The sequence below is a fragment of the Gemmatimonadaceae bacterium genome (genome assembly GCA_036496605.1).
Classification (GTDB): domain Bacteria; phylum Gemmatimonadota; class Gemmatimonadetes; order Gemmatimonadales; family Gemmatimonadaceae; genus AG2.
In genome coordinates, this window is sequence record DASXKV010000045.1 from 1 (window position 1) to 26,479 (window position 26,479).

General features: G+C 64.2%; 16 protein-coding genes. 3 read left to right on the top strand and 13 right to left on the bottom strand.

What is annotated here, in order from left to right:
* Positions 1-186 precede the first annotated feature (186 nt).
* Entirely contained in the window at positions 187-981 is a 795-nt protein-coding gene (locus VGH98_17575; GenBank protein ID HEY2377787.1) for an alpha/beta fold hydrolase, read from the bottom strand.
* Between the two features lie 159 nt (positions 982-1,140).
* On the opposite strand from VGH98_17575, the gene VGH98_17580 reads away from it, so the two are divergent.
* Positions 1,141-2,172, top strand: coding sequence for a flippase-like domain-containing protein (locus tag VGH98_17580; GenBank protein ID HEY2377788.1), 1,032 nt, complete (start codon positions 1,141-1,143; stop codon positions 2,170-2,172).
* A gap of 279 nt (positions 2,173-2,451) precedes the next feature.
* On the opposite strand, the gene glgP is transcribed toward VGH98_17580, so the two are convergent.
* The 9 genes from glgP to VGH98_17625 all read right to left on the bottom strand — a co-directional run bounded on the left by glgP (position 2,452) and on the right by VGH98_17625 (position 22,201).
* Positions 2,452-4,176 carry an alpha-glucan family phosphorylase gene (gene glgP / locus VGH98_17585; GenBank protein HEY2377789.1) on the bottom strand — a complete coding sequence of 575 codons (1,725 nt, stop codon included), beginning with the start codon at positions 4,174-4,176 and terminating at the stop codon, positions 2,452-2,454.
* Positions 4,177-4,474: 298 nt separating this feature from the next.
* Positions 4,475-7,102 (bottom strand): malto-oligosyltrehalose synthase, encoded by a 2,628-nt coding sequence (treY, locus tag VGH98_17590; protein HEY2377790.1) that lies wholly within the window; start codon positions 7,100-7,102, stop codon positions 4,475-4,477.
* Positions 7,099-9,243 (bottom strand): 4-alpha-glucanotransferase, encoded by a 2,145-nt coding sequence (gene malQ / locus VGH98_17595; GenBank protein ID HEY2377791.1) that lies wholly within the window; start codon positions 9,241-9,243, stop codon positions 7,099-7,101. The genes treY and malQ overlap by 4 nt, the downstream gene beginning before the upstream one ends.
* 308 nt (positions 9,244-9,551) lie before the next feature.
* A complete protein-coding gene (glgB, locus tag VGH98_17600; protein ID HEY2377792.1) occupies positions 9,552-11,897 on the bottom strand; it encodes a 1,4-alpha-glucan branching protein GlgB in 2,346 nt (781 codons plus the stop codon).
* A 300-nt stretch (positions 11,898-12,197) separates the two neighbouring features.
* Positions 12,198-14,378 (bottom strand): glycogen debranching protein GlgX, encoded by a 2,181-nt coding sequence (gene glgX, locus VGH98_17605; protein HEY2377793.1) that lies wholly within the window; start codon positions 14,376-14,378, stop codon positions 12,198-12,200.
* A gap of 38 nt (positions 14,379-14,416) precedes the next feature.
* Positions 14,417-16,366 carry a malto-oligosyltrehalose trehalohydrolase gene (gene treZ / locus VGH98_17610; GenBank protein HEY2377794.1) on the bottom strand — a complete coding sequence of 650 codons (1,950 nt, stop codon included), beginning with the start codon at positions 16,364-16,366 and terminating at the stop codon, positions 14,417-14,419.
* Positions 16,367-16,459: 93 nt separating this feature from the next.
* On the bottom strand, positions 16,460-18,064 hold the full coding sequence (locus tag VGH98_17615) for a hypothetical protein (protein ID HEY2377795.1): 1,605 nt from the start codon (positions 18,062-18,064) through the stop codon (positions 16,460-16,462).
* A gap of 391 nt (positions 18,065-18,455) precedes the next feature.
* Entirely contained in the window at positions 18,456-20,126 is a 1,671-nt protein-coding gene (treS, locus tag VGH98_17620; GenBank protein HEY2377796.1) for a maltose alpha-D-glucosyltransferase, read from the bottom strand.
* A gap of 56 nt (positions 20,127-20,182) precedes the next feature.
* Positions 20,183-22,201: an alpha-1,4-glucan--maltose-1-phosphate maltosyltransferase gene (locus tag VGH98_17625; protein ID HEY2377797.1), complete on the bottom strand. Its 2,019-nt coding sequence runs from the start codon at positions 22,199-22,201 to the stop codon at positions 20,183-20,185.
* Positions 22,202-22,692: 491 nt separating this feature from the next.
* Between VGH98_17625 and VGH98_17630 the strand changes: the two genes are divergently transcribed.
* Both VGH98_17630 and VGH98_17635 read left to right on the top strand, forming a co-directional pair.
* Positions 22,693-23,355: a hypothetical protein gene (locus VGH98_17630; GenBank protein ID HEY2377798.1), complete on the top strand. Its 663-nt coding sequence runs from the start codon at positions 22,693-22,695 to the stop codon at positions 23,353-23,355.
* Positions 23,352-23,951 (top strand): hypothetical protein, encoded by a 600-nt coding sequence (locus VGH98_17635; GenBank protein ID HEY2377799.1) that lies wholly within the window; start codon positions 23,352-23,354, stop codon positions 23,949-23,951. The genes VGH98_17630 and VGH98_17635 overlap by 4 nt, the downstream gene beginning before the upstream one ends.
* A gap of 31 nt (positions 23,952-23,982) precedes the next feature.
* On the opposite strand, the gene VGH98_17640 is transcribed toward VGH98_17635, so the two are convergent.
* From VGH98_17640 to VGH98_17650, 3 genes are read right to left on the bottom strand one after another with little or no spacing between them, the layout of a single operon-like run.
* Positions 23,983-24,747, bottom strand: a complete 765-nt coding sequence (locus VGH98_17640) for a VTT domain-containing protein (protein ID HEY2377800.1) — start codon at positions 24,745-24,747, stop codon at positions 23,983-23,985.
* Positions 24,748-24,793: 46 nt separating this feature from the next.
* Complete coding sequence (locus VGH98_17645; protein ID HEY2377801.1) at positions 24,794-25,957, bottom strand: zf-HC2 domain-containing protein; 1,164 nt, start codon at positions 25,955-25,957, stop codon at positions 24,794-24,796.
* Positions 25,944-26,468: a sigma-70 family RNA polymerase sigma factor gene (locus tag VGH98_17650; GenBank protein HEY2377802.1), complete on the bottom strand. Its 525-nt coding sequence runs from the start codon at positions 26,466-26,468 to the stop codon at positions 25,944-25,946. The genes VGH98_17645 and VGH98_17650 overlap by 14 nt, the downstream gene beginning before the upstream one ends.
* Positions 26,469-26,479 lie beyond the last annotated feature (11 nt).

Consider the following 26,479-nt stretch of genomic DNA (forward strand, 5'->3'; position numbering starts at 1 on the left):
CCTTTTCGACGCGCCCTTTTCGACGCGCCCTTTTCGACGCGCCCTTTTCGACGCGCCCTTTTCGACGCGCCCTTTTCGACGCGCCCTTTTCGACGCGCCCTTTTCGACGCGCCCTTTTCGACGCGCCCTTTTCGATGCGCCCGTCTACCCTCTACCCTCTACTCTCTGCCCTCTACTCTCTGCCCTCTACCCGCTCGCCAATCTCCATTCGCCGCTCGACAGCCGTTCCGCCAACCATTGCGCGCCGAAATCGATCGCCGGTTGCGGCGGCCAGTGGCCACCTTGATACCAGTGGATCTCCTTCGGGTCGCCCGCGGCCTCGAACAATCGCTCGGCCTGCACCGCTTTGATCGTGCGATCGAACCGACCATTTACCATGAGCAACGGCCGGCCGCACAGCTTGCGCACGGCGCGCAATGGATCCGCCGCGGCGCGGACGATCGACTCGAACGGGACCTGCTCGGGCAAATCGCCCCCGGATGCCAGCACAATAGCGCGACAGCGCGCGTCGTCACCCGCGGCGACGATGGCGAGATACGCGCCGAGGGAATAACCGACGATCGCCACGCGCTGCGAGTCGACGGCGGCGACGTCGCTCAAGTAGTCGAACGAGCCACGAACGTCGCTCAACGCCCGGCGCCACGTCGCGATCATCTGTAGCGGATTGCGCGTGACTTCGTCCATCCCGTTGCCACGCGCGCCGTGCATCGGCAAATCGATCGACAATGTCGCGACACCCCACGCGAGCAGAGCTCGGCCAATACCTTCCGCCATACGCTCTTTGCGCGAGGTCAGTCCATGGAGCAGAAGCGCCGCGGCGCTGCGATTTTCGCCCGCCCACGGACGATCCGGGATCATGAGAATACCCGGAACGCGGTCATGCTCCATCGCCAACTCGACGTCGATGCGATGTCCACCTGGTACGTCGCGACTAGCTGTCACGACGCCGGGAACTTGGATCGGTGTTCTTACCCGCTTCATAGCGGTGCCCTATAAAAGCAAAATCGGGCCCATTAAAGCGCAAAACGTGGCGTTCTTCTTGAACACCCCTCCGTTGACGCGCGAGGTGCGAGCTTGGAGAATTCGCCAGTCCCTTCACCAGCACCACCTATTGCGATTAGAGCACGAGACGCGCGGCCGGTGACGCCCGCCACCCGATCACGGCCGATCAAACACTGGCTGCTCACCGGACTCTCATTTTCCGCGGTGATCGGCGTTTCGGTGTACATGATCGCCGAGTGGTGGGATCAGGGATCGCTGAACTTGCCCTTGCGATCGCACGTCCTGGCGATCCTCGCCGTCGTCGCGGAGGTGGTTGCTCGCTCGCTCAAGTTGACGTGGAGCGCGAAGGCGGTGCGCATCCGGTTACCGTTTCGCATTTCCTTACGTACCAGCCTCGCGGGTGACTTCGGCGGCGCGATCACTCCCGCTCGAAGTGGCGCCGAGCCGGCGCGCTTCCTCGTGCTCGTCGAGGCGGGAGTCGTCGCGACCAATGCACTCGTCGTCCTGTTCGCCGAGCTGCTGCTCGAGGCGCTTTCGCTCGCGTTCGTGGTGCTCGTGGTGGCGATCGTCTTCCGCAATGCGGGCAGAGTTCTCGGCGCACTCATAGGCGTGGTCGGTGTATATGCGGGCTTCGTCCTCGGAATTGCCGTGCTCGCCGTGGTGCTGGCCCGTCGCCACGTTGGGGACGCGGCGCCCCGCTGGGCAGAGCGCATCGGCCTTCGGGCCGGACGCTGGCGCGTGATTGGACAGTGGCTCGCGCGCGTACGCATGGCGGTCGACGCCGTGCAGAACGTCAAGATCTCGTGGGCGCTCGCCGCGTTTCTCGCGTCGGTGACGCACGTCGCGATGAGACTCTGTGTATTGCCGTTGCTGGTGCTCCCCGCGGTGACGGAGCCGGTCCCGCTCGCGCCGCTCGCGCTCTGGCCGCTGGGATTCCTGTATGGCGCGGCGGTCGTTCCAGCACCGGGCGGTGGCGGCGCGGTGGAGCTGGCCTTCCGAGCCGCGTTAGGCAAAGTTATTCCTGCGCACGCCTTCCCCGCGGCCCTCGTCTGGTGGCGATTCTACACCTTCTACATCTATATCGCGTTAGGCGCGATCATCGCCGGCGGCGTCGCGTTGCGCGCGGTTCGCAAGACCGATGAGCTCGAGGAAGAGCTGGAACGAGCCTGACCTCCGTGCGCGGCGCGAGCGGGAGCAGGGTCCGGAGGGGCAGCTAGCGGCAACACTGGGTTCTTCGGGAAATCCCGGGAGAATCGCGTCGAGACCGAGCTCCAGAAGCGAGACGTGAGTAGTGAGCTCCGGCCTTGTCGATGTGGCACTCACGCATCTCACCCCCCATCGGGGGGTGAGATGCCCGCGACGCCTCACGGAGTAGGCCGGATCTCACCACTCACTTCTCGACCCTCGAGCTCACGCGCTTTCCCGAAATTCCCCGATGATCCCTACGCTCTACGCGACAGTTTCTTCGACCATCGCCCCGGCCGGGAAGTACGCGTTGCGCACGTACTGCTCTACCATCCGCTGCGTGTTGAAGAACGATCCATTCAACGCGATCGCAGAACGCATTACTTCAGCGTAAGCGAATGGAAGTCCGTAAAAAAGCGGCAGGATTACGCGCTCGAGTTTCAGGTAAAGATCCGACGCGTCCTTCGACTGATCGCCTTCTGAGCTCGACGTTCCGATCGACCAGCCCGTGACGCCCTCGATGTGGCCCTCGATCCACCAACCGTCGAGCACCGAGAGACTCGGCACGCCGTTGAGCGCTCCCTTCATGCCGCTCGTGCCCGAGGCCTCGAGGGGCTTCATCGGGTTGTTGAGCCAGAGGTCGACGCCGGCGACCATCTTCGCCGCGATCTCCATCTCGTAGTTCTCGACGTAGACGATCTTCACCGCGTCGGCGAGCTTCAGCGACGCTTCATGGATGCGGCGAATGAGCTCCTTGCCGCCGACGTCGTGCGGATGCGCCTTGCCGCCGAACACGATCTGGATCGGACCGATCGAATCGGCGATCTGCAGCAGGCGCTCGGGATTCGAGATCACTAAATCGGCGCGCTTGTACGGCGTGGCGCGACGCGCGAACCCGATCGTGAACACCTTCGGATCGAGCGTGACGCCGCTGCGCGCCGTGATCTCCTCGAGGAGAACGTGCTTCGCCTCGGCGTGCGCGGCGCGAATCTCCTGCAGCGGAATGCCAATCGCATAACGCAGGTAGTAGTTGTCGGAGCGCCACTCGGGAATGCGGCGATCGAACAACGCCTGAAACGACGGCGACGTCCAGGTCGACGCATGGACGCCGTTCGTGATCGAGTTGATCGGGTAGCTCGGAAACATCCCCTGCGACACTTCGCGATGCTTCATCGCGACGCCGTTGACGAAGCGCGAGAGGCGAAGCGCGAGGTGCGTCAGGTTGAGCGTTCCCTCACCGATGCACTGCGCCTGCTCGAGCAGCGCGACCTGCTCGGCGCCTAACACATGGCGCACCATGTCGACCGGAAACTTGTCGTGACCAGCCGGGACCGGCGTGTGCGTCGTGAAAACGACACGGCGCCTGACGGCGTCGATGTCCGACTCGTCGAGCTCGAATCGCGCGCGCCCGTCGAGCTGCCACTCGAGGAGACACAGCGTCAAGAGCGCTGAGTGGCCTTCGTTGAGGTGGTAGTGCACCTCGCCGTTGTAGCCGAGCGCGCGGAGAATCGCCGCGCCGCCCATGCCGAGAACGACCTCCTGGCACAGCCGGTAATGACTGTCGCCACCATAGAGATAGTCGGTGAGCGTCTGATCCCACGGCGTGTTCTCGGGAACCGCGGTGTCGAGCAGGAACACCGGAACCTCGTGCCCCGATACGCCGCGGATAATGTATCGCCACGCGCGAACGCGAACCGTTCGCCCTTCGATCTGTACCGATGCGCTCACCGGCAGAAGATCGAGGACATCTTCGGGACGCCATGCGACCGGCTGCTCGGTCTGCGTGCCGGCGTGGTCGAGATGCTGCTCGAAATAGCCCTTCCGGTGAAGCAGCGTGATGCCGATCATCGGCACGGCCAGATCTGCGGCGGAACGCAGCGTATCACCCGCCAAAACGCCAAGGCCGCCGCTGTACGTGGGGACTGCCTGTTCCAGGCAGATCTCCATCGAGAAATAGGCGACCGTCGAGTTTATAGAAACCAAAGTCATTTATGTCTCAAGTAAATCGGACCAACGAATCGTTATACACCCGGGACGAATGGACGCTTCGACGGTTGGGCAATGCCCTCCTCCCGACGGCTAAAGCGTGTGTGTCCCAAATGAATCGTAACGATGCTCGTTGAGTAATCCGTGCCAGCGCATCGGCCGTGCCGGCCTGAGCCCTGAGCGCTTTGAAATACGACGACATAGCCATCGTGGGACCCGGCGTCGGTCATCCCGCGTTTGGCGACTCCGTAATACACAGCTTTTGACGATCGATGCAACGGTGAGAAACGACGTCGTACTCTTACGGGCTGAGCAATACGGCCATTGGCAGGACCGTCAACATGTGCCCGCGAACGCCGGATGTCGAGCCGCTCGCAAGATCAACATTTCCCCCTCGTAAGACGTCGCGGAACGAACCCGTGCGGACAGCGGTTGGAAGCACAATCTCGGTGTCCCTCCAATCCGGAGCCACGCGGTCGGATTGCGCGCTTCCGGCGAGGAGGCGCGGCGCGATCACGACCAGCTGCGCGTCGTCGGTGCTGCGAAGGAAGACCACGAGATGCTTCGCGTGTGCACCGCGCACCTCGATCGGCTCATAGGACCCGCGACCAAAAAGTGCTGCGTGCTCGCGTCGAATGTTGAGTAGACGCTGCAGCACCGCGAGCTTGAGGCGCTCGTCCGACGGGTGCAGCGACTCGAGCGATCCTGCCGGCAGCGACGCGAGCAACTCTTCTCGTCTCGAGTAATCCACAGCGCGCCGGTTGTCCGGATCCACGAGTGAGAAGGTCCAGAGCTCGTCGCCCTGATAGGTGTCGGGGACGCCGGGCGCCGTCAGCTGCAGCACGAGACGCGCGAGCGCGTTCCAGTGCCCGACGTTCGCGATCTTCGCGACGAAGCGAGCGACGTCGGCCAGGAAGGGCGCATCGTCGTCACCGCCGAGAATGGCGGCGATGAATTGCTTGAGCGCAGCTTCGTACGCGGCGTCGGGTTCGGTCCAGCTCGTTCGCGTCTTTGCTTCCTTGACTGCCTTGAGCATGTACTGCTCGAGCCGCGCCCGCGCCGAAGCGAGCCAGGCGCGATCGGGCAGGTCATCGGCCCGGCGCCCCGGTCGCGGCGAGGGCCACATGCCGATGAGCGTTTGATAAACGAGGTACTCGGTGTTGGTATCTGGCGCGAGGCGTCCACCGACGGTCGCGCGATGCCGCCGGTTGAGCCGCCGCCAACGCGTTATGCAGCGCTGCCACTCCGGCGCGCACTCGGTGAGCACGTCGAGCCGCGCACGCAAATCCGCGCTGCGCTTCGTGTCGTGCGTGTTCACGCAGGTGAGCGACGAGGGCCAGTGGCAGGCGCGATCCGCATTCGCGCGATGGAACCGGCTGACGGCGTCATCGAGCGGCCGGTCGGGCGCACCGCCAACTTCGTTTCGCGAGACGAGTGGAACGTAAATGTAGAGCGCAGTATCCTCGACGCCTTTCGCCGCTGCTGGGCCGCTCGTCTGCTGCAGACGCTGCACGAAGTCGAGCGCCGGCTCGCCGGCACGGCCAAGCATGGCGTCGCGAATGAGATCGAGCGTCGCCGACGCCCCCGCGCCGTTACGCTCCCGCGCGATCCGGATCGCGCCATCTACAATCGCCACGTCCTGCGCATCCGGAGTCGCCGACCGGCCGTCCACGTAGGTGCGATAGACGGGCAGCGCGGCAATGTACTGGACGATCGCCCTTCGAACTCGATCCGCGTCGTCGCTCGTCGGCGCGAGGGGCCGCACGAGGCGCGTGACGTCGGCGCGCAGCGGGCCGTCCAGCATCTTGACCTTCCCCGCCCACGCGACGTCGGCGAAGGTGGCGGTCGTTAGGCGCCGCGCCGAGCGATACGCCCGCTCGACCGCGGCATAACCTTCGGGATCGAGAAAGACGTCCTCGAGATCGTTGAGAAACTCATAACCGGTCGTCCCCTGTACCGGCCAGCTGCGCCGCAGCTGCTCGCCGGCCGACAATATCTTCTCGACGACGATTGGAAACGTCTCGCCGTCTTCACGGGCATGCTCGACCCGCTTGCGCAGCCGCTCGAGGTAGCCTAACGGGTCGAGGAGCCCGTCGACGTGGTCGATCCGGAGGCCGTCGATCACTCCCTCGGCGACCAGCGACAGCACAAAGTCGTGCGTCGCGTCGAAGACGACCGGATCCTCCTGCCTGAGCGCGACGAGATCGTTCACGTCGAAGAAACGACGATAGTTGATCTCGTCGGGCGCGCGACGCCACGACGTGAGGCGATAGTGCTGCGCGTCGAGCAGTGCACGGAATCGGCGCTGCCCGTCGTCACCCGAGAGAAAGATCCGGGTATCGGTGACCGCGGTGGGGTCGAAGCGTGCGAGCTGCAGCTCGTCCGACATCGATGCGGGATCGACGGGCCACGAGCTCTCACCGTAGCACAGGCGTGGTGTCTTCTCCTTCACGTCGAAGGTGATCTCACCGCGCGCGAGCACGGCGTCGAGCTCGTCCTTCAGCACGGGCAGCACGATCTTGTTCCGCCCCGACGTCCAATCGACATCGAACCATTCTGCATAACGAGAGCGCAGCCCGTGCGTGAGCACGTCCTCCCAGTAGGGATTCGCCGGTCCGATGCCCATGTGATTGGGCACGATGTCGAGCAGAATTCCCATTCCCTTCGCCTCGAGCTCGCTCGCGAGCGCGCGCAAATCGTCGAGCGTGCCGATCTCCGGATTGATGCGCGTCGGGTCGACGACGTCATAGCCATGCATGCTGCCGGGCCGCGCCGCGAGAATCGGCGAGCAGTAAAGGTGCGAGATCCCCAGTCGCTCGAGATAGGGCACGATGCGACGGACGTCGTTCAGCGTGAACGTCTTGTTGAGCTGGACGCGGTAGGTCGCGCTGAGTCGCGAGCGGCGAGTGACGAGTGGCGACTCGGTCATTTTCTACGATCGGCACAGCGGAGCGCTGCTCGAACCTGCTCGCTCGTCCTCATCTCCTCGAGCGTCATCGACATCTTGCGCGTCCAGCTCGCGTGCTTCTCCGGGCCGACGCCCGGCACGTTCACGGCGTCCACCTCGCCGGCGAGATCGTCGAGCGAGACGCCGACGAGCTCCGTCGGCGTCTTGCACAGAAACTCGTGGATGGCACCGCGAAGCTCCGCGTCGTTAGGCGCACGCCCCGGCGCGATGACCTTCTCACGCACGAGACGCTCGAGCAGTGCTGCCTTGTCCTGCTCGCGTTCCGCCTGTGCCTTGCCTTTCGCATCCGCGTCCGCGATCAAGCCGACCCGCGCGCGGTCCTCGATGTCCTGACCGCGCCAGAAGCCGGCGAGCGTCGCCATGTCGTGCGTGTTCGCCGTCGCCAGCGCGAGCGGCGGGTAGCGATCCGCCGCGGAAAAGCAGCCGCGCTTGTCTCGCTCGAAGTACAGCACCTTCGACGACAACACGCCCCACTTCTCGAGTGCGGGTGGAACCTCCTTCGGCACCGTACCGAGGTCCTCGCCGACGACGAGCGCGTTGTGCCTAACGCTTTCCAGCGCGAGAATCCCGAGCAGGTCGGCCGACGGATAGCTCACATACGCGCCTTCTCTGCCCGTCTTCCCCTCGGGAATCCAGAACAGGCGGAAGAGGCCCATCACGTGGTCGATGCGCAGGGCGCCCGCATGTCGAAATCCGCTCTGCACGAGGCGAATGAAATACCGATATCGATCCCGGCGCAGCGCGCGCGGATCGATCGGCGGGAGCCCCCAGTTCTGGCCCGTCGCCGCGTACGGATCGGGCGACGCACCAATGCTCGCGCCCCGCACGAAGAGCGTCGGATTCGACCACGTGTCCGCGCCCCCTGGTGACGTACCGATCGCCAGATCCTGGTACAGGCCAATCGAGAGCTTCGCGCCGCGCGCGGCGATCGCGACGTCGCCGAGCTGGCGATCGAGCTCGAATTGGATCCACCGATGCAGATCGATCCCCTCGGCGTGCAGCCGCTGGAGCTCCGTCACCGCGTCCGATGCCGGATCGTGAAAGGTCGCGGGCCACTCGCGCCAATTCCACGACCGCCGCGACTCCGCGATCGACATGAAGGTCGCGAAGCGCGTGAGCTCGGGATCGTTGGCGCGAACGAACTCGTCGTAGGCAGTTCGGCGTTCGCCGTCTCCGCCGCGCGCGAAAACGCGGTGCAGCTCCTCGAGCACCGGCATCTTGATCGCCATCACCTGCGCATACTGCACCTGCGGATTCTCCCGAAGCGCCTCGAGCTCGGCCTCGAGCTCCGGGTGATCGAGACGTTGCGCCACGTTAGGCGCACGATGCAACTCCGGAACGCCCTTCACATCGATGTAGATCGGATTCCGAAAGATGCGGCTCACCGGGCTGTACGGGCTGATGCCGTCGCCCGTGTTCGCGAGCGCGTGCAGCGGGTTCACGCCAACGAAGGCGCCGCCGAGCGAACCGGTCCACTCGATGAGCTGCTTCAGATCGCTGAAGTCGCCGACGCCCCAGTTCTGCGCGCTGCGCACCGTGTAGAGGTTGGCCACCAGGCCAAACGCGCGCCGGTCGCCGAGCAGATCGCGCGCCTGCACGCACCGCGACGGTACGACAATGAACGTTTGCTCGGCGCTGGTCGTTCGCTTACCGCTGTCGAGCGTCAGGCGCAGTTGATGATAGCCCAGCGCAGGATAGTCGGGCCACGGAATGGAAAGCTCGGCGAAACGGCCCTCGGGCCACACGCCGTCGGCGCTTCGCGTCTCGCCGGTTTCGAGGGTGAGCTCGAGGCGCCACCGCGCGGTGGCGTTAGGCGGCGAAGCCAATCGCGCCGCGACGTGCCGAACCGGAGAATCGTCGGTGAACTCGACCACGCGAACCGGCGGGATCAGCTCCCGACGCTCGGCGAGACGCAGGGCACGCAGCGCCGTGTCGGCCGCCGCTTCCGTCGAGGCGTCGATCCCCATCGCCGACAGCAGCGCGACGCGCGACTCGTTCGACGTCTGACGCCACTCCGTGCCGGTTTGGTCCAGATACTTCGGAACGATCCCGACCGCGTCGGCCAATCGCCGCACCGCCGACACTTTGGTTTTCGTAGCCACCTTCACCCTCGAAACAACATTCCGGGAACGGTTGACGTCAGCGGAGCCGCTGATACCACTGACACGGCCCTGAGACCGCTGACGGGCTCCGTGTACAGAGATACCTCCGCGCCCAAGGACGTTTTGAATTTGTGAATGCGTCGGGAGGCTCCCCTGACCGCGGCACACTTCCCGAGGCATTTAAACAAAAAACCCTTTGCTACTTGCCGCATGGAGCCGTCCCTGCTGAGGAGTAAGTCAGTGGTGTCAGCGCCGTGTCAGTGGTGTCAGTGACCCCCTGACCTCAACTGCATCCCGAAATTCCAGGATCAGCCCCTTGGCCCGATGATCACCGCTGCCAACGGCGGCAGCGTCAGCGCAACGGACTGCGGATAGCCATGGAACGCCGACGGCTCCGTCTCGAGCGTATCGAAGGCCCCGTAGCCACTGCCGCCCCACTCCTGATCGTCGCTCGATAGCAGCTTCACATACGTGCCGCTGTCGGGAACGCCGATGCGATACGATTCGCGCGGCACCGGCGTGAGATTGAGCACGACCAGCACGTGGCGCTCGCCGTCGCGACGCACATACGAGATCACCGAGTTCGCGCGATCGGCGACGTCGACCCAGCCGAATCCTTCCCAGCTCGGATCTTCACGCCAGAGCGCGGACTGACCGCGATACAGATGCCCGAGCCGGCCAACGTACGACGCGTACGCGGCGCGTTCCGGCGCGTCGAGCAGGTGCCAGTCGAGGCTGCGATCGTGATCCCATTCGTTAGGCGTCGCGAGCTCCGTTCCCATGAACAGGAGCTTCTTGCCCGGACGCGTCAGCATGTACGCCAGCAGCAACCGAAGATTCGCGAGCTTCTGCCAGTGATCACCCGGCATCTTGCTGTACAGCGAACCCTTGAGGTGAACCACCTCGTCATGCGATAGCGGCATGAGGAAGTGCTCACCGTACTCGTACATCATCGCGAAGGTGAGCTGATCGTGATGATGGAATCGGTAGACCGGGTCCTTCGTGAAGTAGACCAGGGTGTCGTGCATCCATCCCATGTTCCACTTGAACGTGAAGCCCAGCCCGCCCTCCGGCGCCGGCTTGGTCACGTTCGGCCAGGCCGTCGATTCTTCGGCGACGGTGAAGCAGCCCGGCTCTTCATCTCGGATCGTCTCGTTGAACTGCTTCAGAAACTCGATCGCCTCGAGATTCTCGCGTCCGCCGAAGCGATTCCGCATCCATTCGCCGGCCTTGCGGCTGTAGTCGAGATAGAGCATCGACGCGACGGCGTCGACCCGCAGGCCGTCGGCGTGGAACTCCTCGAGCCAGTAGAGCGCATTGGCAACGAGGAAATTTCTCACCTCGTTGCGACCGTAATTGAAGATGAGCGTTCCCCAATCGGGATGCTCGCCTAACCGCGGATCGGCGTGCTCGAAGAGCGCCGTTCCGTCAAAGCGACGGAGTGCGTAGTCGTCCTTCGGAAAGTGCGCCGGCACCCAGTCGAGAACGACGCCGATGCCGTGCTGATGGAGCGTATCGACGAAGAACCGGAAATCGTCGGGCGTGCCATAGCGCGACGTCGGCGCGTAGTAGCCGCTCACCTGATAGCCCCACGAACCGTAGAACGGATGCTCCATCACCGGCATCAGCTCGACGTGCGTGAAACCGAGCCGGTTCACGTGTTCGGCGAGGCGCGGTGCAATCTCGCGATACGTGAGCGGTCGGTGCCCTTCTTCGGGAACGCGCGCCCATGAGCCGAGGTGCATTTCGTAAATCAGCACCGGCTCGTGGAGTACATCCCAATGTCCTTTGTTGTCGCGACGCATCATCCAGTCGCTGTCGGCCCACTGATACGCGCCCTCTTGCTGCACGATCGACGCGGTGCCGGGGTATTGCTCGAGCTTGAACGCGAAGGGATCGCTCTTTACGCGGATGAGGCCTTCGGTCGTCAGCATTTCGAACTTGTACAACGCCCCAGGTCTGATCTCCGGGACGAACACCTCGAACACTCCGGAGCCGCCCATGGAGCGCATCGGGAAGATGCGTCCATCCCAGCCGCTGAAATCCCCGACGACGCTGACGCGTTTGGCGTTAGGCGCCCAGACCGCAAAACTGGTCCCTTCGACGCCCTCCATCGTGCGAACGTGCGCGCCGAGCTTCTCCCAGAGACGCCGGTGCGTGCCTTCGCCGAAGAGGTGAAGGTCCACGTCGCCGATCGTCGGCAAGAACCGATACGGATCCTCGCGCTCCCAGACCGCTCCGTCCGCAAAATGGAATCGCAACCGGTATCGCAACGGCAATGTCGCGCCGGGAATGAACCCGCAAAAAAGGTTCGAGAGTCCTGTCGCCGTCGTGTCGAGCGGGACTATGACTCCGCCCACATCGAGCACCGCCTCGGCGGCGATCGCGTTAGGCATGAGCGCGCGAATCACGACGCCGCTCGTGCCCGCGACGGTCACCGTGTGCGCGGCGAGGACGTCGTGGGGCTGCGAGTGTTCGCCGGCAAGGAGACGGCCGAGATCGCCCGGGGCCGGCAGCAGCGCGGCGAACGAGGCGGCTTTGCCGCCGGTCGAGCGCCCGCGAGGTGGCTTCGCCGGCTTCGCAGCCGGTTCCTCCACGCGCGTGAGCAATGCGTCACCGTGCGGTGGGAGCTCGTCGTGTTGGTCTTCGGGCATGCCTCCGCTCGCTCTCTTCGGTGCGACGCGCACCGTCGCTTTCTTAGCCACACGCGCCGGACGCTCCGCGGTGGAACTGCTGCCTGCCTCACGTCGGGACGCGTCGCTCTTCTCCTTTGAATCACCACGCGGTGTAGTCTCTGGCGCGTTGGCTTCCGCCGCGCGGCTCGACTTGCTTTTGCCGCTTTTCGGCGAGCGTGCACGCGGTCGCTCGCGGTCGGGTGGCGGACTTTCGCGCGGGTCCTTCTCGTCGTCTCTGGGTTCGGGGCTCATCTCTCGTCTCCTCGCCGGATGCTCCCGTTAGGCAGCGCTCGCATCGCGCGCCGGCACCGCGGGCTCCCCTTCGGGAGGCGTCGCGCCGAGCCGGCGTTCAGTCCCATGACGCAGCAACAGCAGCGAGTGCGCGGCCACCACCACCGATGACCCGTCCTGAGGACCATGGCACTCCGAATGAGCGCTGTCGAGCAATGTGATCCAGAAGCCCTGCTCCTGCACGTGCGGCAGCGTGAAGCGGCAGTCACCTTCGCCGCCATTCAAGATGAGCAATAATGTGTCCCCACGAATCGGGCGACCCCTGTCATCGGTCTCATCGGTTGCCTGACCGCTGATCAGCATTCCGAGCAGGTGATTGTCGTCGTTCTGCCAGTCACCCTGTTGCATTTCCTGGCCATCCGCGCGGATCCACATCACGTCCTTGCCCGACGATGAGTTCGGATCCTTACCGTGGAAGAAATGTCGTCGGCGGAGCACGGGATTGTTCTGGCGAATGGAGATGACGCGCTGCGCGAACGCCAGCAGATCGCGCTGGCGCTCATCGAGGCTCGTCCAATCGATCCAGGTGATGTCGTTGTCCTGCGAATACGCGTTGTTGTTGCCCCGCTGCGTGCGCGCGATCTCGTCGCCGTGCGCGATCATCGGCGTGCCCTGCGAGAACGCGAGCGACGCGAGGAAGCTCTTCATGAGACGGAAGCGCGTGTCGAGAATACGCTTATCTTCCGTCGGCCCCTCGACGCCCCAATTGCGGCTGAGGTTGTCGTTGTGCCCGTCCTGATTGTTCTCGCCGTTCGCTTCGTTGTGTTTCTGCTCGTAGCTCACGAGATCCGACATCGTGTAGCCGTCGTGGGCGACGATGAAATTCACGCTCGCGTAGGCGTCGCGCCCGCTCCACTGATAGATGTCGCTCGACCCCGTGAGACGCGACGCGAGCTCGGGCACCACCCCTTTGTCGCCGCGCCAGAAGCGTCGGATCGCGTCGCGATACTTCCCGTTCCACTCGGCCCATCGGATCGGGAAGTTGCCGACCTGATAGCCGCCCGGCCCGACGTCCCACGGTTCGGCGATGAGCTTCACCGTCGCCAACGTTGGATCCTGGTGGATGATGTCGAAGAACGACGACAGCCGATCGACCTCGTGGAGCTCGCGCGCGAGCACGGGCGCGAGATCGAATCGGAATCCGTCGATGTGCAGCTCCTCCACCCAGTAGCGCAACGAATCCATGATCAGTTGGATCGTGCGTGGGTGACGCATGTTGAGGCTGTTGCCCGTGCCGGTGAAGTCGGTGTAGAAGCGCTTGTTCTGCTCCAGCCGGTAATACGCGACGTTGTCGATGCCTTTGAGCGACAATGTCGGCCCGAGATGGTTCCCTTCGCCGGTGTGGTTGTAAACCACGTCGAGAATCACCTCGATGCCAGCCGTGTGAAACGTCTTGACCATCGACTTGAACTCGTAGACCTGATTGCCGAGTCCGCGCGTCGCGTAGCGCACGTCGGGCGCAAAGAAGCCGATCGAGTTGTAGCCCCAGTAATTCGTCAGGCCCTTTTCAGGCAGATGCCGGTCGACGATGAACTGGTGTACGGGCAGGAGCTCCACTGCCGTGATGCCTAACGACGTAAAATAGTCGAGCATCGCGTCGGCGGCCAACCCCAAGAACGTTCCGCGCAGATGCTCGGGCACGTCGGGATGCTTGATCGTCATGCCCTTCACGTGGCACTCGTAGATCACCGTGCGATTCCACGGCGTCTTCGGACTGCGATCGTTCTCCCACGTGAACGCGTTGTCGATGACGACCGACTTCGGCACGCGCCCGGCGCTGTTGTCGGGGTCGGGCTCGAGGTCCTCCTTCGGACCGCCGACTTTGTACGCGAAGACGGCGTTGCTCCATCTGATCGAGCCGGTAATGGCTTTCGCGTACGGGTCGATGAGCAGCTTCGCGGGATTGAAGCGATGTCCCTCTTCGGGGTTGTACGGTCCGTGCACGCGATAGCCGTAGTACTGTCCGGGTCGCACGTCTGGCAAATAGCAATGCCACACCTGGTCCGTCTGTTCACGGATTTGAATTTTCGCGCTCTCGGTGGCGTCGTCTTCGTGATTGAAGAGACAGAGCTCGACGCCGGTCGCGTTTTCGGAGAAGATGGCGAAGTTGACGCCTTCGCCGTCCCACGTCGCACCGAGGGGGTAGGGTTGTCCAGGCCAGACGCGCAAAGAGAGAGGGGCTAGGGGCTAGAGGTTAGGGGCTAGGGCTAGGGGCTAGCGAACAGCACAGCGGTCCATGGAGGGAGCGAGACCGTTTGCGTCGGCTTCGATTCGAGGAGGCGACGAGGCTCGTCGGCCGTGGCGACGCCTAACGCTCCGCGCATCCCGCCCCACGCCCCACGCGCTTCTTTCCACTCGTCGTTTCCCCTCGCGTCTGCCCACGCCTCGGCGAGTCGTCCCTCACCGCCGTAACCGGACGCGTCCGTCGTTAGGCGAAGCGTCCAGTGGCCATCGGGCAGCGCCGGCTCGCTCGGCTCGCACGTGCAGTTGAAGATCGCCAGGAGCGCGTTGCCGCGGGCGTCGCGCGACGAGCGGAGCATCGTTATGCAGCCGTTGCGCTCGCTCACGACGATGTCCGCTCCGTCCGGACGCAACATCGGCTCCTCGTCGCGCAGCGTGAAGAGATCGCGATACAGCGCGTACAGCCCCGCGTTCTCCCGTTGCGACGCGCGCGAGCGATCGAGGACCGAGCGACGGAGCGTCTCCTCGTCCTGCGGATCGGGGACGTCCTCGCCCCAACCGAACGATTCGAACTCGCGGCGCCGTCCGCCGCGCACCGCGTCGACGAGTGTTTGATCGCTATGACTCACGAAATACTGGAACGGGTTGGTCTCGCCATACTCCTCGCCCATGAAAACCAGGGGCACGTACGGAGACAGTAGCAACAACGCGGCCGCAAGCCGCAGTTGATCGGGCGCCAACAGAGTCGACAGACGATCGCCCAGCGCGCGATTCCCGACCTGGTCGTGATTCTGAATCGCGACGACGAATCGCTCGCGCGGCAATCCCTCCGACTTCCCGCCGTGCCGTCGCCGCCGATATCGGGAGCGGGCACCGTCGTACACGAACGGCTCGCGCAACGACGCGGCGAGATGCTCGACGGCGCCGTAGTCGGCGTAGTAACCCTCCTTCTCCTGGGTCAGCAGCGCATGCACCGCGTGGTGAAAATCGTCGCTCCACTGCGCGTCGAGACCGTAACCGAATTCGTCGGTCGAGCGAACGAGCTTGGGATCGTTGAGATCACTCTCGGCGATCACGACGACCCGGCGACCGAGCTGCGTTCCGAGCTCGTGCACGGCGTCGGCAATTTCCTCGAGCAAGTGCTTCGCGCTGAAGTCGAAGATTCCGTGCACCGCGTCGAGACGGAGGCCGTCGATGTGATACTCGGAGATCCAGTACCTTGCGTTGTCGACGACGAAGCGCCGTACCTCATCGCTGTCGGCGTCGTCGTAGTTGAGCGCGGGGCCCCATGGCGTCTTGTACTTCTCCGTAAAGTACGGCCCGTACGACGGGAGATAATTCCCCTCGGGCCCGACGTGGTTGTAGACGACGTCGAGGATCACGGCGAGATCCTCGGCGTGCGCGGCGTTCACGAGTTGCCTCAATCCGTCGGGCCCGCCATAGCTGTTCTGCACCGCGTACAGATCGACGCCGTCGTAGCCCCAGTTTCGCGAACCTGGAAACTGTGCGACCGGCATGATCTCGATCGCACTGACCCCGAGATCTCGACGCAACCCCCGCAGATATGGAATGATGGCACTGAACGTTCCGTCGCGCGTGAATGTGCCGACATGCAGCTCGTAAATCGCGAGGTCGCGCATCGCGACGCCGTGCCACACGTCGTCAGTCCATTGAAACGCGCCCGGGTCGACGACGCGCGAGGGACCGTGCACGCCCTCCGGCTGCCATCGACTCACCGGATCCGGCAGCGGCGTATCGCGATTGTCGAGGACGTAACCGTACTCTGTTCCGACCTTGGCTTCGGCAACGATTGCTTCGAAGACTCCGTCGTCGTGACGAGTCAGCTCTCGCTCCATCGTGACGCCATCACTCGTCAGGCGCACGCGGACGCGCTTCGCGCACGGAGCCCAGACGGCGAATTGCACTGCCTTTCCGGGGATCACCCTCGCGCCGCGCTCGAGCTGCCACGTCTGCATAGTGAGGGGGTTTGGGAGAGCAACATTTGAGCCCAGTGACCCGACAGCTCTCCAAGCCTGCGCCGCCTCGCTTCGCTCAGGATCACAGAAATCCTACGCAAGCAGCTTGGCGATGCCGCGCATCGGAATCCACGCCCAGTCCGGCCGATTGTTCAACTCGTACGCCAATTCGTAAAACGCCTTCTCCGTCTCGAACAACTTGAGCAACGCGCGCGTATGCGCCGGATCCGACGGGAGAATGCCGCTCGCGTTCGCATCGTCGCTGAGATAGCCGCGCAGGAAGGCGTCGCGCGTGTCGCGCTCCCACCGACCGATGCGCAGCTCGCGCGTGCCGACGTCGAGCGCCGTTGCTTCCATGCCCAGCGTCGCCGACGCATACGCGAACGACCGCAACATGCCGGCGACGTCGCGCAACGGACTCGCCTTCTCGCGCCGCTCCGCGAGCGACCGCGCCGGCTCGCCCTCGAAGTCGATGATCATGAAGTCATCGCGTGCCGTGCGGAGCACTTGGCCGAGATGGTAGTCACCGTGAACGCGGATTGCGAGTCCGGCGTCGCCGCGGATGTCGTTTAGTATTTCATCAACGACACCCACATACCGATCCGCGCGCTTCACGAGCGCTTCTGCCTCCGGCGCTCGCTCCTTCGGCAGCGCACGGGCGCGGAGCTGTCTGTCGAGAAGAGCCAGGCCATCACGAATCCACTGCTTCGCGCGCGCTGCCCACTGCTCGACGAGCGCGGCGCTCGCGGGCTCCGGCGCGAGATCGGCACCCGTTCCCGTCGCGAGCGCCTCGTGCAGCGCGCGCGTCACGACGCCCAATCGCGCGGCATCGCCGAGAAACGGGTTCTGGATCTCGCGATCTTTCGGCGACTGGAAGTACGGGCGCGCGCAATCGAGGGTATGGGCCCAGGCGTCGATCGATTTCGCCAGGTACTCCTGGAGCATCCCCGCGATCGTCGGAACGCCGTCGTCTTCGAAGCGAATGACGCCGAGGAGAGACGGCGTATGCGGGAACTCCGCGTCGACGGTGAGGAACCGCGTGAGCTCGACGTCGGGATTGGCGCCGGTTTCGAGTCTACGAAACAATTTCATAATCGCTCCGGCACCGAGAATCACCGACGTGTTGCTCTGCTCGACGGAGCCGACGCGGATCTCCGACGTCGGCGGAATGACGAGTGGCACTGCGCTCAGCGACTCGATGATCCACCGCGACGCGCCGGCCCCGAAAGTTCCGCCGCGGCCGATCGCGTCCGCCAGCGCGCGCAGGAAAGCGCCATCCTCCACCGCGTCGAAGAGCAGCCCTTCTTCCTGCTCGGCGATGACGCGCGCGATAATGCTCTTCGGTTTTCGATCGCCGAGCTCCTCGTCGCCCCGGACGCAGAGGGGGAGCTGATAGCTTTTCGCGCCGCCGGTGCTTCCTTCGGTGATCACGTCCAGTCGCGCGATCGCGAATCGACCACCTTCCCACGGCAGCGCGATCGCGTCCCGTACCCGCGCGGAGGTCGGATTGCCGGCCTTTGCTCCGAACCATCGCTTGGTCGCGAGAAAGGCAGCGATGTCTTCCGTCGCCAATCGACGCAGCTCGTTAGGTGCGAGCGCATCGGCGAGCGAGCGAACGCGCAGTTCCGGGGCGCGGGACGCGGAACGCGTGGCGCCAGATTCATCCACCAATCGTCTCTCCTGGCTCGCTTCGCTCATCTGAAGAAGGGGATAGTGGCCTGTAATCGAGATGGTGAGAGCAGCCGGCGAGCATTGCTCTACTCAGGTCGTCAATTCCATCAAAAGAATGATAGAGGCCGCAGGCACCTGGATTCGATTCGCTCCACATTCGCGTGATTCGCGTCCCCAATACCCTGGACTCCCCAGGCGGTACAGCCGTGCTTACCCTCGCTAAGTAGGTGGACAAAAGTCTTGCTACAAATTGCTTCGCTGCGTGTCAGTGCTCTCAGCGGCCTCTCTCTCTTTCACCCCTGCGCACAGCCCGAACTTCCCGGATGATTGCGGATCTCGACTGAAGCGCGTGCTCACAGTGCTTTTGATCATCGAAACTCCATCAGTTTGTAGCAGAACTTTTGTCTACCTACTTAGCCTAGGCCCTGACCCCTTGCTGGTACTGCTTCGCTTGCTCCGCCGGCATCAGCCTGAACCAGAGAAAATTGTGCGGACCCATCGTCAAGAGATACGGCAGCTCGCCAATCGGCGGAAAAGTGTTCTTGCTGTACAACTCGAGCGGTACCATTCCCAGAAACTCCCGCAGGTCCAGCTCCACGTATTGCGCGAAACGTGAGAGATTATTGACGCAGAGAATCAATTCATCCTTGTAGCGTCGCAAAAACACGAGCACGCGCCGATTGTCTGGATGTAGTGGCTCCCACGTCCCGCGACCGAACGCCTTGAACTCGCGACGCACGGCGATCAGCCGCCGCATCCACCGCAGCAACGACGTCGACGTGCGCTCCTGCGCGGTGACGTTGATCCCTTGATAGCCGTACGGCGGATCGACGATCACCGGACTGTAGAGCGCGGCGTTGTCCGCGTCGGAGAAGCCCGCGTTGCGATCCGTCGACCACTGCATCGGCGTGCGCACACCATTCCGATCGCCGAGGTAGACGTTGTCGCCCATCCCGATCTCGTCGCCGTAATAGATGATCGGCGTCCCCGGCATCGACATCAGCAACGCGTTCATGATCTCGATCTGCCGGCGACCGTTGTCCATCAGCGGCGCGAGACGCCGGCGAATGCCGACGTTGATCCGCATTCGCGACTCACGCGCGTACTCCTTGTACATGTAGTCGCGCTCGTCGTCGGTCACCATCTCGAGCGTGAGCTCGTCGTGGTTCCGCAGGAAGATCGCCCACTGGCAGTCCTCGGGGATCGGCGGCGTCTGCCGCATGATGTCGACGATCGGCGTGCGGTCCTCTTTGCGCAGCGCCATGTACATGCGCGGCATCACCGGGAAATGAAATGCCATGTGGCATTCGTCGGATTTCCCGAAGTACTGCCTAACGTCCGTCGGCCACTGATTTGCCTCGGCGAGAAAGATCCGATTCTCGTACTCGGCGTCGAGCGTAGCACGCAGATCCCTCAGTACCGCATGAGTCTCTGGTAAATTCTCGCAATTGGTGCCGTCGCGCTCGATGAGATACGGTATCGCGTCCAGCCGCAGTCCGTCGACGCCCAGCCTGAGCCAGAAGCGCATCACGTTCTTCACCGCCTCGACCACCTCTGGATTATCAAAGTTCAAATCGGGCTGGTGGCTGAAAAAGCGGTGCCAGAAGAACTGCTGCGCGACGGGATCCCACGTCCAGTTGGACGTCTCCGTATCGGTGAAGATGATGCGCGTACCGGCGTACTTGTTCGGATCGTCGCTCCACACGTACCAGTTGCGCTCGCGCGAATCCTTCGCCGCGCGGCGCGCGCGCTGGAACCATGGATGTTGGTCCGACGTGTGATTGATGACGAGCTCCGTGATGACTTTCAGATCGCGTTCGTGCGCGGCGTCGAGGAATGCCTGGAAGTCTTCGACGGTGCCGTACGTCGAGTTGATCGCCTCGTACGACGAGATGTCATACCCATCATCGCGCAGCGGTGACGGATAAAAGGGCAGAAGCCAGACGCACGTCGCGCCGAGCTGCTGGATGTAGTCCAGGCGATCGGTCAATCCACGAAAGTCCCCGTAGCCATCCGCGTTCGCGTCGCGGAACGACTTCACGTGGGTTTGATAGACGATTGCGTCTTTGTACCAGAGGGGATCGGACATGGAGAGATGGGGCTAGGGGCTAGGGGAGTAGGGGCTAGAAGTCGATTCCCTAGCCCCTATGCCCCTAGACCCTCGACCCTGAAGACATGCCCAACCTGCCCCGTCATCGGATCCAGCCGCACGTAGTTGCGCGCCCCGCGCCACGTGTAGCGCACGCCCGTTAGTAAATCCTGAACCATGTAAGTCGCGTCGTCGGGCAGTCCCAGCTCGGCCAGCGGGACGTGCACCATCGTATCGTGCGCCGTGCGCGGATCGAGCGTCACCGCGACGAGCAGATCGCGCTCGCCGTCGTCCACGTCGTCGATCATCGTCTGTGGTACCGTGTAGTACGACGCTCGTCCTCCCGTCCATTCTCGTGGGCGCACGGTCGCTGCCTTTCGGTAAAAGAGCACTCGCGGATTCTCGCTCGTGTGAAACGTGAGATTGTCTTGGCGCTGCAATGCGCGATTCTCGCGCCGCACCCGATTCAGGAGCTGGATCATCGGGTTGAGGTTGCCCGGCGCCTCCCAATCGCGCGGCTTGATCTGATACTTCTCCGAATCCAGATACTCCTCACTGCCCGGGCGCACCGGCACATTCTCGAAGAGCTCGTATCCGCTATAGATGCCATAGAGCGGCAGGAGCGTTGACGCGAGCAATAAGCGTATGCGAAACGCCGCCGGCCCGCCGTGCACGAGATACTCGTTGAGGATGTCGGGTGTGTTCACGAACAGGTTGCCGCGGAAGTACTCGACCATCGGTGTGTTCGTGAGCTCCTCGAAGTAGTCGCGCAGCTCCCAGTCGGTGTTCTTCCACGTGAAGTACGTGTACGACATCGTGAAGCCGAGCTTGCCGAGACTCTTCATCTTCTTCGGACGCGTGAACGCCTCGGCGAAGAAGATCGTGTCGGGGTGGTCGCGCTGCACTTCGGCGATGACCCACTCCCAAAACGGCAGCGGCTTCGTGTGCGGATTGTCGACTCGAAACGTCTTTACCCCGCGCGCGATCCAGTACAAGAAAATATCCCGGCAGGCGTTCCAGAGATTCTGCCTGTCCTCGCACCAGAAATTGAGCGGGTAGATGTCCTGATACTTCTTCGGCGGATTCTCGGCGTACTGGATCGTCCCATCGGGTCTGATGTGGAACCAGTCGGGATGCTCTTTCACCCACGGGTGATCCGGAGAGCACTGGAGCGCGTAGTCGAGCGCAACGTCGAGTCCGTGTGCGGTCGCGGTGCGGACAAATCGCTCGAAGTCCTCGACGGTACCGAGCGCGGGCTCGATTGCCGTGTGGCCGCCATTCTCGTTGCCGATCGCCCACGGACTGCCGACGTCGTCGGGCTCGGGCGTCAAGCTGTTGTTCTTCCCTTTTCGAAACGTGCGACCGATCGGGTGAATCGGCGCCAGATATACGACGTCGTAACCGAGCTCCGCGAGGCGCGGCAGCCGCTTCGCGGCGTCGTCGAAGGTCCCGTGACTACCGTCGGCCGCCTGCGAACGCGGAAAGAGCTCGTACCAGGCGGCGAAGCGCGCGCGGGGCCGATCTACATAGACCGAGAGCTCACGTGAGTAACAGGTGAGATCTCGCGGCGGGAAGAGCTCGTTCATCTGTGTGAGCAAATCCTCATCGAAGGCGCGCTGGATCCGCGCCTCCGCGGACGTGTCGCGCCGATCCTCGAACATGCGCGCCGTCTGGAGCAGCGACGCGCGGATCGGTGGCGACTTGGCCCGCCGCGCCGCCGCGCGCACGAGCAGCGCCCCCTCGAGCAGCTCGACGTGCACGTCCTGCTCGGCGTCGACCTTCTTCCGAAGCTCGGAGCGCCACGTGCCGAACGCGTCCGTCCACGCCTCGACGCTGAACCGCCACATGCCGAGACGGTCGACGACAAAGGAGCCGAACCACCGATCGTTATCGAAATCGAAGGTCAGCGGTGACGAACACCAACCTGGATCGCCCGGCCCTTTGTAGATCGCGCGCGCGGCGAGCAGATCCTGTCCTTCCTTGAAGATGTCGGCGCCGATCCAGACCCTGTCGCCGACGACGCGCTTCACGGCGTACAGTCCCCCGTCCAGCCCCGGCGTAACGCATTCGATCACGAGATGGTCGAGGCCGCGGCCCGGTGACCGGCGATCGCGTTTGGATGCTGCGGGCGGATTAGGCGCCAAGGGATAGGGGTTGGGGAATAATGAGGCGCTCACAAGCAATAACGATGCGCCTATTCAGGGGAGAAGAGCAACGGCGGGACTGTGACTGGAACTGGGGACGTACCCCGACCCCCGCGGCCGGCTTCAGTGGACCCTCCGGGGCACTATGCACAACACTGGGTTCTTCGGCAATTCTCGGGACGAGTCGCGTCGAGGGCGAGCTCCAGAAGCGAGACGTGAGTAATGAGATCTGGCTTTTTCGAAGTCGCACTCAGGCCCCACGGAGTAGGCCCGATCTCACCACTCACTTCTCGAGTCTCGAGCTCGCGCGCTTTCCCGAGATTCCCCGATGATCCCGATACGCCGCGCACGGGATGGCCGGCAATGCACGTGACCTCACTCCACCGTACACGTCAGCTACGAGGCCCCATCCCCCTTCGCCCGTGCGCCTTCTCTCCATCCCCGCTCTTCTAATCGGCATCGCGCTCGCGATCGTTTTCTTCAAGGTCTACGGGCTCGTCACGCGCCCCTCCGTGCCGCTGCCAGTCGCGGTGATCGTTTCCCAGTTCGCGCCCGACGTCGAGATTGGCGCGCGCGTCTCGAACGCCAAACACGGCGTCGCCGCGATGACCTACGTGCCCCACCTCGGCTTCGTCGGCGTTCCGAACGCGCACAGCCCCAACACGCCCACCGGTCGCACCGTCAACTTCTCGCAAGTGCGACTCCTCCTCGACGAGCGAACGCGGGGCGAGCTGCGACCCGATCCCGCAAAGGCGCGCGTCGACGCCGTCGAGGTCGTGACCGGAGAAGCCAGCGCCGCCGACGACATCGAAACGACCATCGCCGCCGCCTTCCGCCGTGTTCCAGTCCAGGGATGTCTCCGGACGCCCGAGGAAGACCGCCTGCGCCAGGTGCGAGTCTGGATCACGCCTAACGAACGAGGCGGCGTGGCGGTGATCAGCGACTTCTTCATCGGTGCGCCCTCGCCGTCGCACGGGCCGTACATGACGAACGTCATCGCCTTCGTCGGCAAGTTCGACGGCGGACGAACGCTGCGCGGCAATTATACGAACGCCGCCTGCACCGCGATCTCGCAGCCGACATGATCCCGCGCTACTGTCTTTACCTAACGACGATCGCCATCGGCGTGGCGGCGTGTCAACGTTACCCGCGTGGCGACGCCGCGGAGCTTGCCCTCGCTGCTGCCATATCGGACAGCCTCACGCTCGCCGTCGCCGACTCGCTCGGCTCCTCGCAGGGTTTGGTCGTCAGCCTGCAGGGCGCGACGACGGAGACGCTTTCGGCCTGCAACGATCGCGTCGACGCCTCGGGCTGGCAGAGCGTCGGCTCGGGAATCGTCGAGACCGAAGTGCCGGAGGACTTCACCACCGGCAGCCAGACGAGTCAGTCCGCGAGCTGGACCGGGGCCGCAGGGACCCTGCGCGCGTCCTCACACCGCGGCGCCGCGCACGCCGGCTGGTGGACCAACAGCATCACCAGCGAGTGCGACGTCTTCATCTCGGGCGCGCCCGCTCATATCGATCTCGTGTCGACGACGTACGGCCGGTCGGTCTACGCGATGATCCAGGCCCGCGACGCGCCCGCGATCGAGCTCGAGGGCCAGGCCCGAACCGTCGCCGGCCAGGCGCAACTCCTTCACGCGATCAGAACCGCCCGCATCTCGGCGGCCTGGGGTCGCTGAATAATTTCGATTTCCTCGATGATCCCCACCTTCACTTCATTTTCTTCAGCGCCAAAGGCAGTAACGACATCAACATGAGCACCCCGCTCGCGATCCCGACGTCCCAGTACGCGTGCGTCTTCGCCCCCTGGAGCCCCCGCACCAGGCTGTCCGCGAAGTACGCGAACACCACCGTCGTCGGGAGGATTCCAATCGCCGTTGCCGCGACGTAGACCCCGAATCGCGTCCGCGCCAGGCCTGCCGCAAAGTTGACGACGCTGAGCGGAATCACCGGGACGAGCCTCAAGCGCAGCAGCGTCATGAAGCTCGTCGACTGCGTGAGCGCGGCACCGACCGCCCGCTTCGCCAGCCAGCGCCGCGCAGTCTCGCGGCCAACGAAGCGCGCGATCGCGTAACCGAACATCGTCCCCACGAGTGCCGCGGCCCAGCTCAGTGCGCTGCCGAGGAGGTGGCCGAAGATCGCGCCGGCGGCGACCGTGAATGGAAGCGCGGGAAAGCCCGCTGCCGTCGTCACCGAGCAGAGCAGAAAGAAGAGCACCGCGACCGACGCGAGATTGTGTCCACTCTGGAGACTCTCGATCATCGCCGTCGCGTGCTGCAAGTCGAACCATCCCAGCTTGAACGCGACTATGGTGAGCACGACGATGACGGCCGCGAGCGCAGCGATACGAAGCAAGGCGCTACGTCGCGTGCGCCGTTTGTCGTACGAGCCGCCGACGCCTGCACCGATTGTGGGTGGAACCGCCAATGCTTCGTGCTCCGCGCTCGTCGCCACTGCCTTCTCCAGGATACGCATTCCCCGTGGGTAGTCAGTTTTCGTGCCCGGGTCTGCGTTCAGGAGACTACCGGTTCCACGGACAATCCACTCGCTGGAGCGTCATCCCCACGCCTCGCCCGGCGACGCCGCCAGCGGACAACATCGAGTCCGCGGCGACCTTGAGCTCCACTGGCGTGCGGCCGAACGAGATGCGAACGCCGCCTGGGACTGGCTGCCAGGACGCGCTGTCGATCCGCCGCGCAGCGTGGTCGGCGACTGAGCTGACGGCGAACGTCGTCGCCGGAGGCTGGCTGCCAGCGACCGACGGCCGGCGTTCGGCCATCACCTGATCGAAGCGCAACGTGTCGAGCGACAACAGCTTCGGGAGCGGCGCGAGCGAATCCCCTCGCGCGGCGACGGAGTAACAGCCTGCGTACTGTGGCTGTGGTGCGAGCAGCCTTACCGCCATGCGCGCCGTCACCGGCGCTCCGGCGCGCTTCAGCTCGCCCCCGGCGACTGCCGGCGCAGCAGTGGCGGTGACCGACGCGTTAGCCTGCGCCGCGAGTCGCCGAGCCGAATCAGTTCGGACCAGATCGCGCGCCGGGGCGGCCGGCGCCACCGCAACGGAATCCATGCTCGACGATACCCGGCTCACAGCCGCACTCTGCATCTCCTCGCCCGCCGCCTTCCTTCCTGGCGACGGCAATGGCGCAGGAGCGGGAGCCGGCGCCGGAAGCACGAGAACCTTCGCCCTCTGCCGTTCGCTTGGCTCTGGGCGGGCGAAGCCAATCGAGTCCGCGACTGTAGGCACCACCGCGGGAGTTGGCGTCGCCGGCACCGGCTGATTGCGCGCCGGTTGCCCGGCTTTGATCGGGTAAATGCCCGCGACAGGCGGCGACCCCGGCTTGTTATGCATAACGAGCGCGGTGCCGGCTGCCATGATGACGATTGCCGCCGCCGCGGCGCGCGCAGGCGTCATGTGCGTCACCGTCCATAACGAGCGCGGACGCCGCGTCGCGGCCGAGCCACTTCCGAACGTGCCGCCCCCACCACCAGGTATTACGCCCGACGGCACGTCGTCGAGAGCCGCGAGAATTCGCGACGCGCCCGCGACGAGACCGCGCGCTTCGGCGACGGCGTTCGCGCACATCGCGCACTCCGTCACGTGCTGCTCGACGCGAGCCGATTCCTCCGCGTCGAGCGCACCGTCGAGCCAGGCGTGAATGGTTCCTTCCTCAAGATGCTGCATGCGTACCTCGTGTACCGAGCTTGTCGCGTTGCATCGCTTCGTGCGCTTCGACCAGTCGACGTCGCGCTCTGGCGAGCGTTGTGCCTACCGATCCGACCGAGAGCTCCAGTGCCGCGGCAATCTCGTTATAGTCCAATCCTTCTTCTCGCATCAGGAGCGCCTCCCGATCCCTTTCGGTCAAGCACTCCAGAGCACGCCGGGCCGCCGCTGCCTCTTGCGCCCGCTCGAGCGACGTCGGCTCGGGCTCGACCGCTTCCTCTGCGCGTGCCTGTTCGCGGAGGAGCTCCAGGTGCCGCCGTCGCCGCGCGTCCTTGCGTGCTTCGTCCCGCACGAGATTCGTCGCCACCGCGAAGAGCCACGCGCGTTCGCTCACGATCGTCTCCTGCCGCAGGGCGCGCACGAACGTCTCCTGGGCGATTTCCTCCGCCCAGTCGCGATCACCGAGTCGCCTAACGAGATACCGAACCAGCGGCTGGTGATAGGTGTGGAAGAGACGGTCGATGTCGGTCAATATCCTCTTCT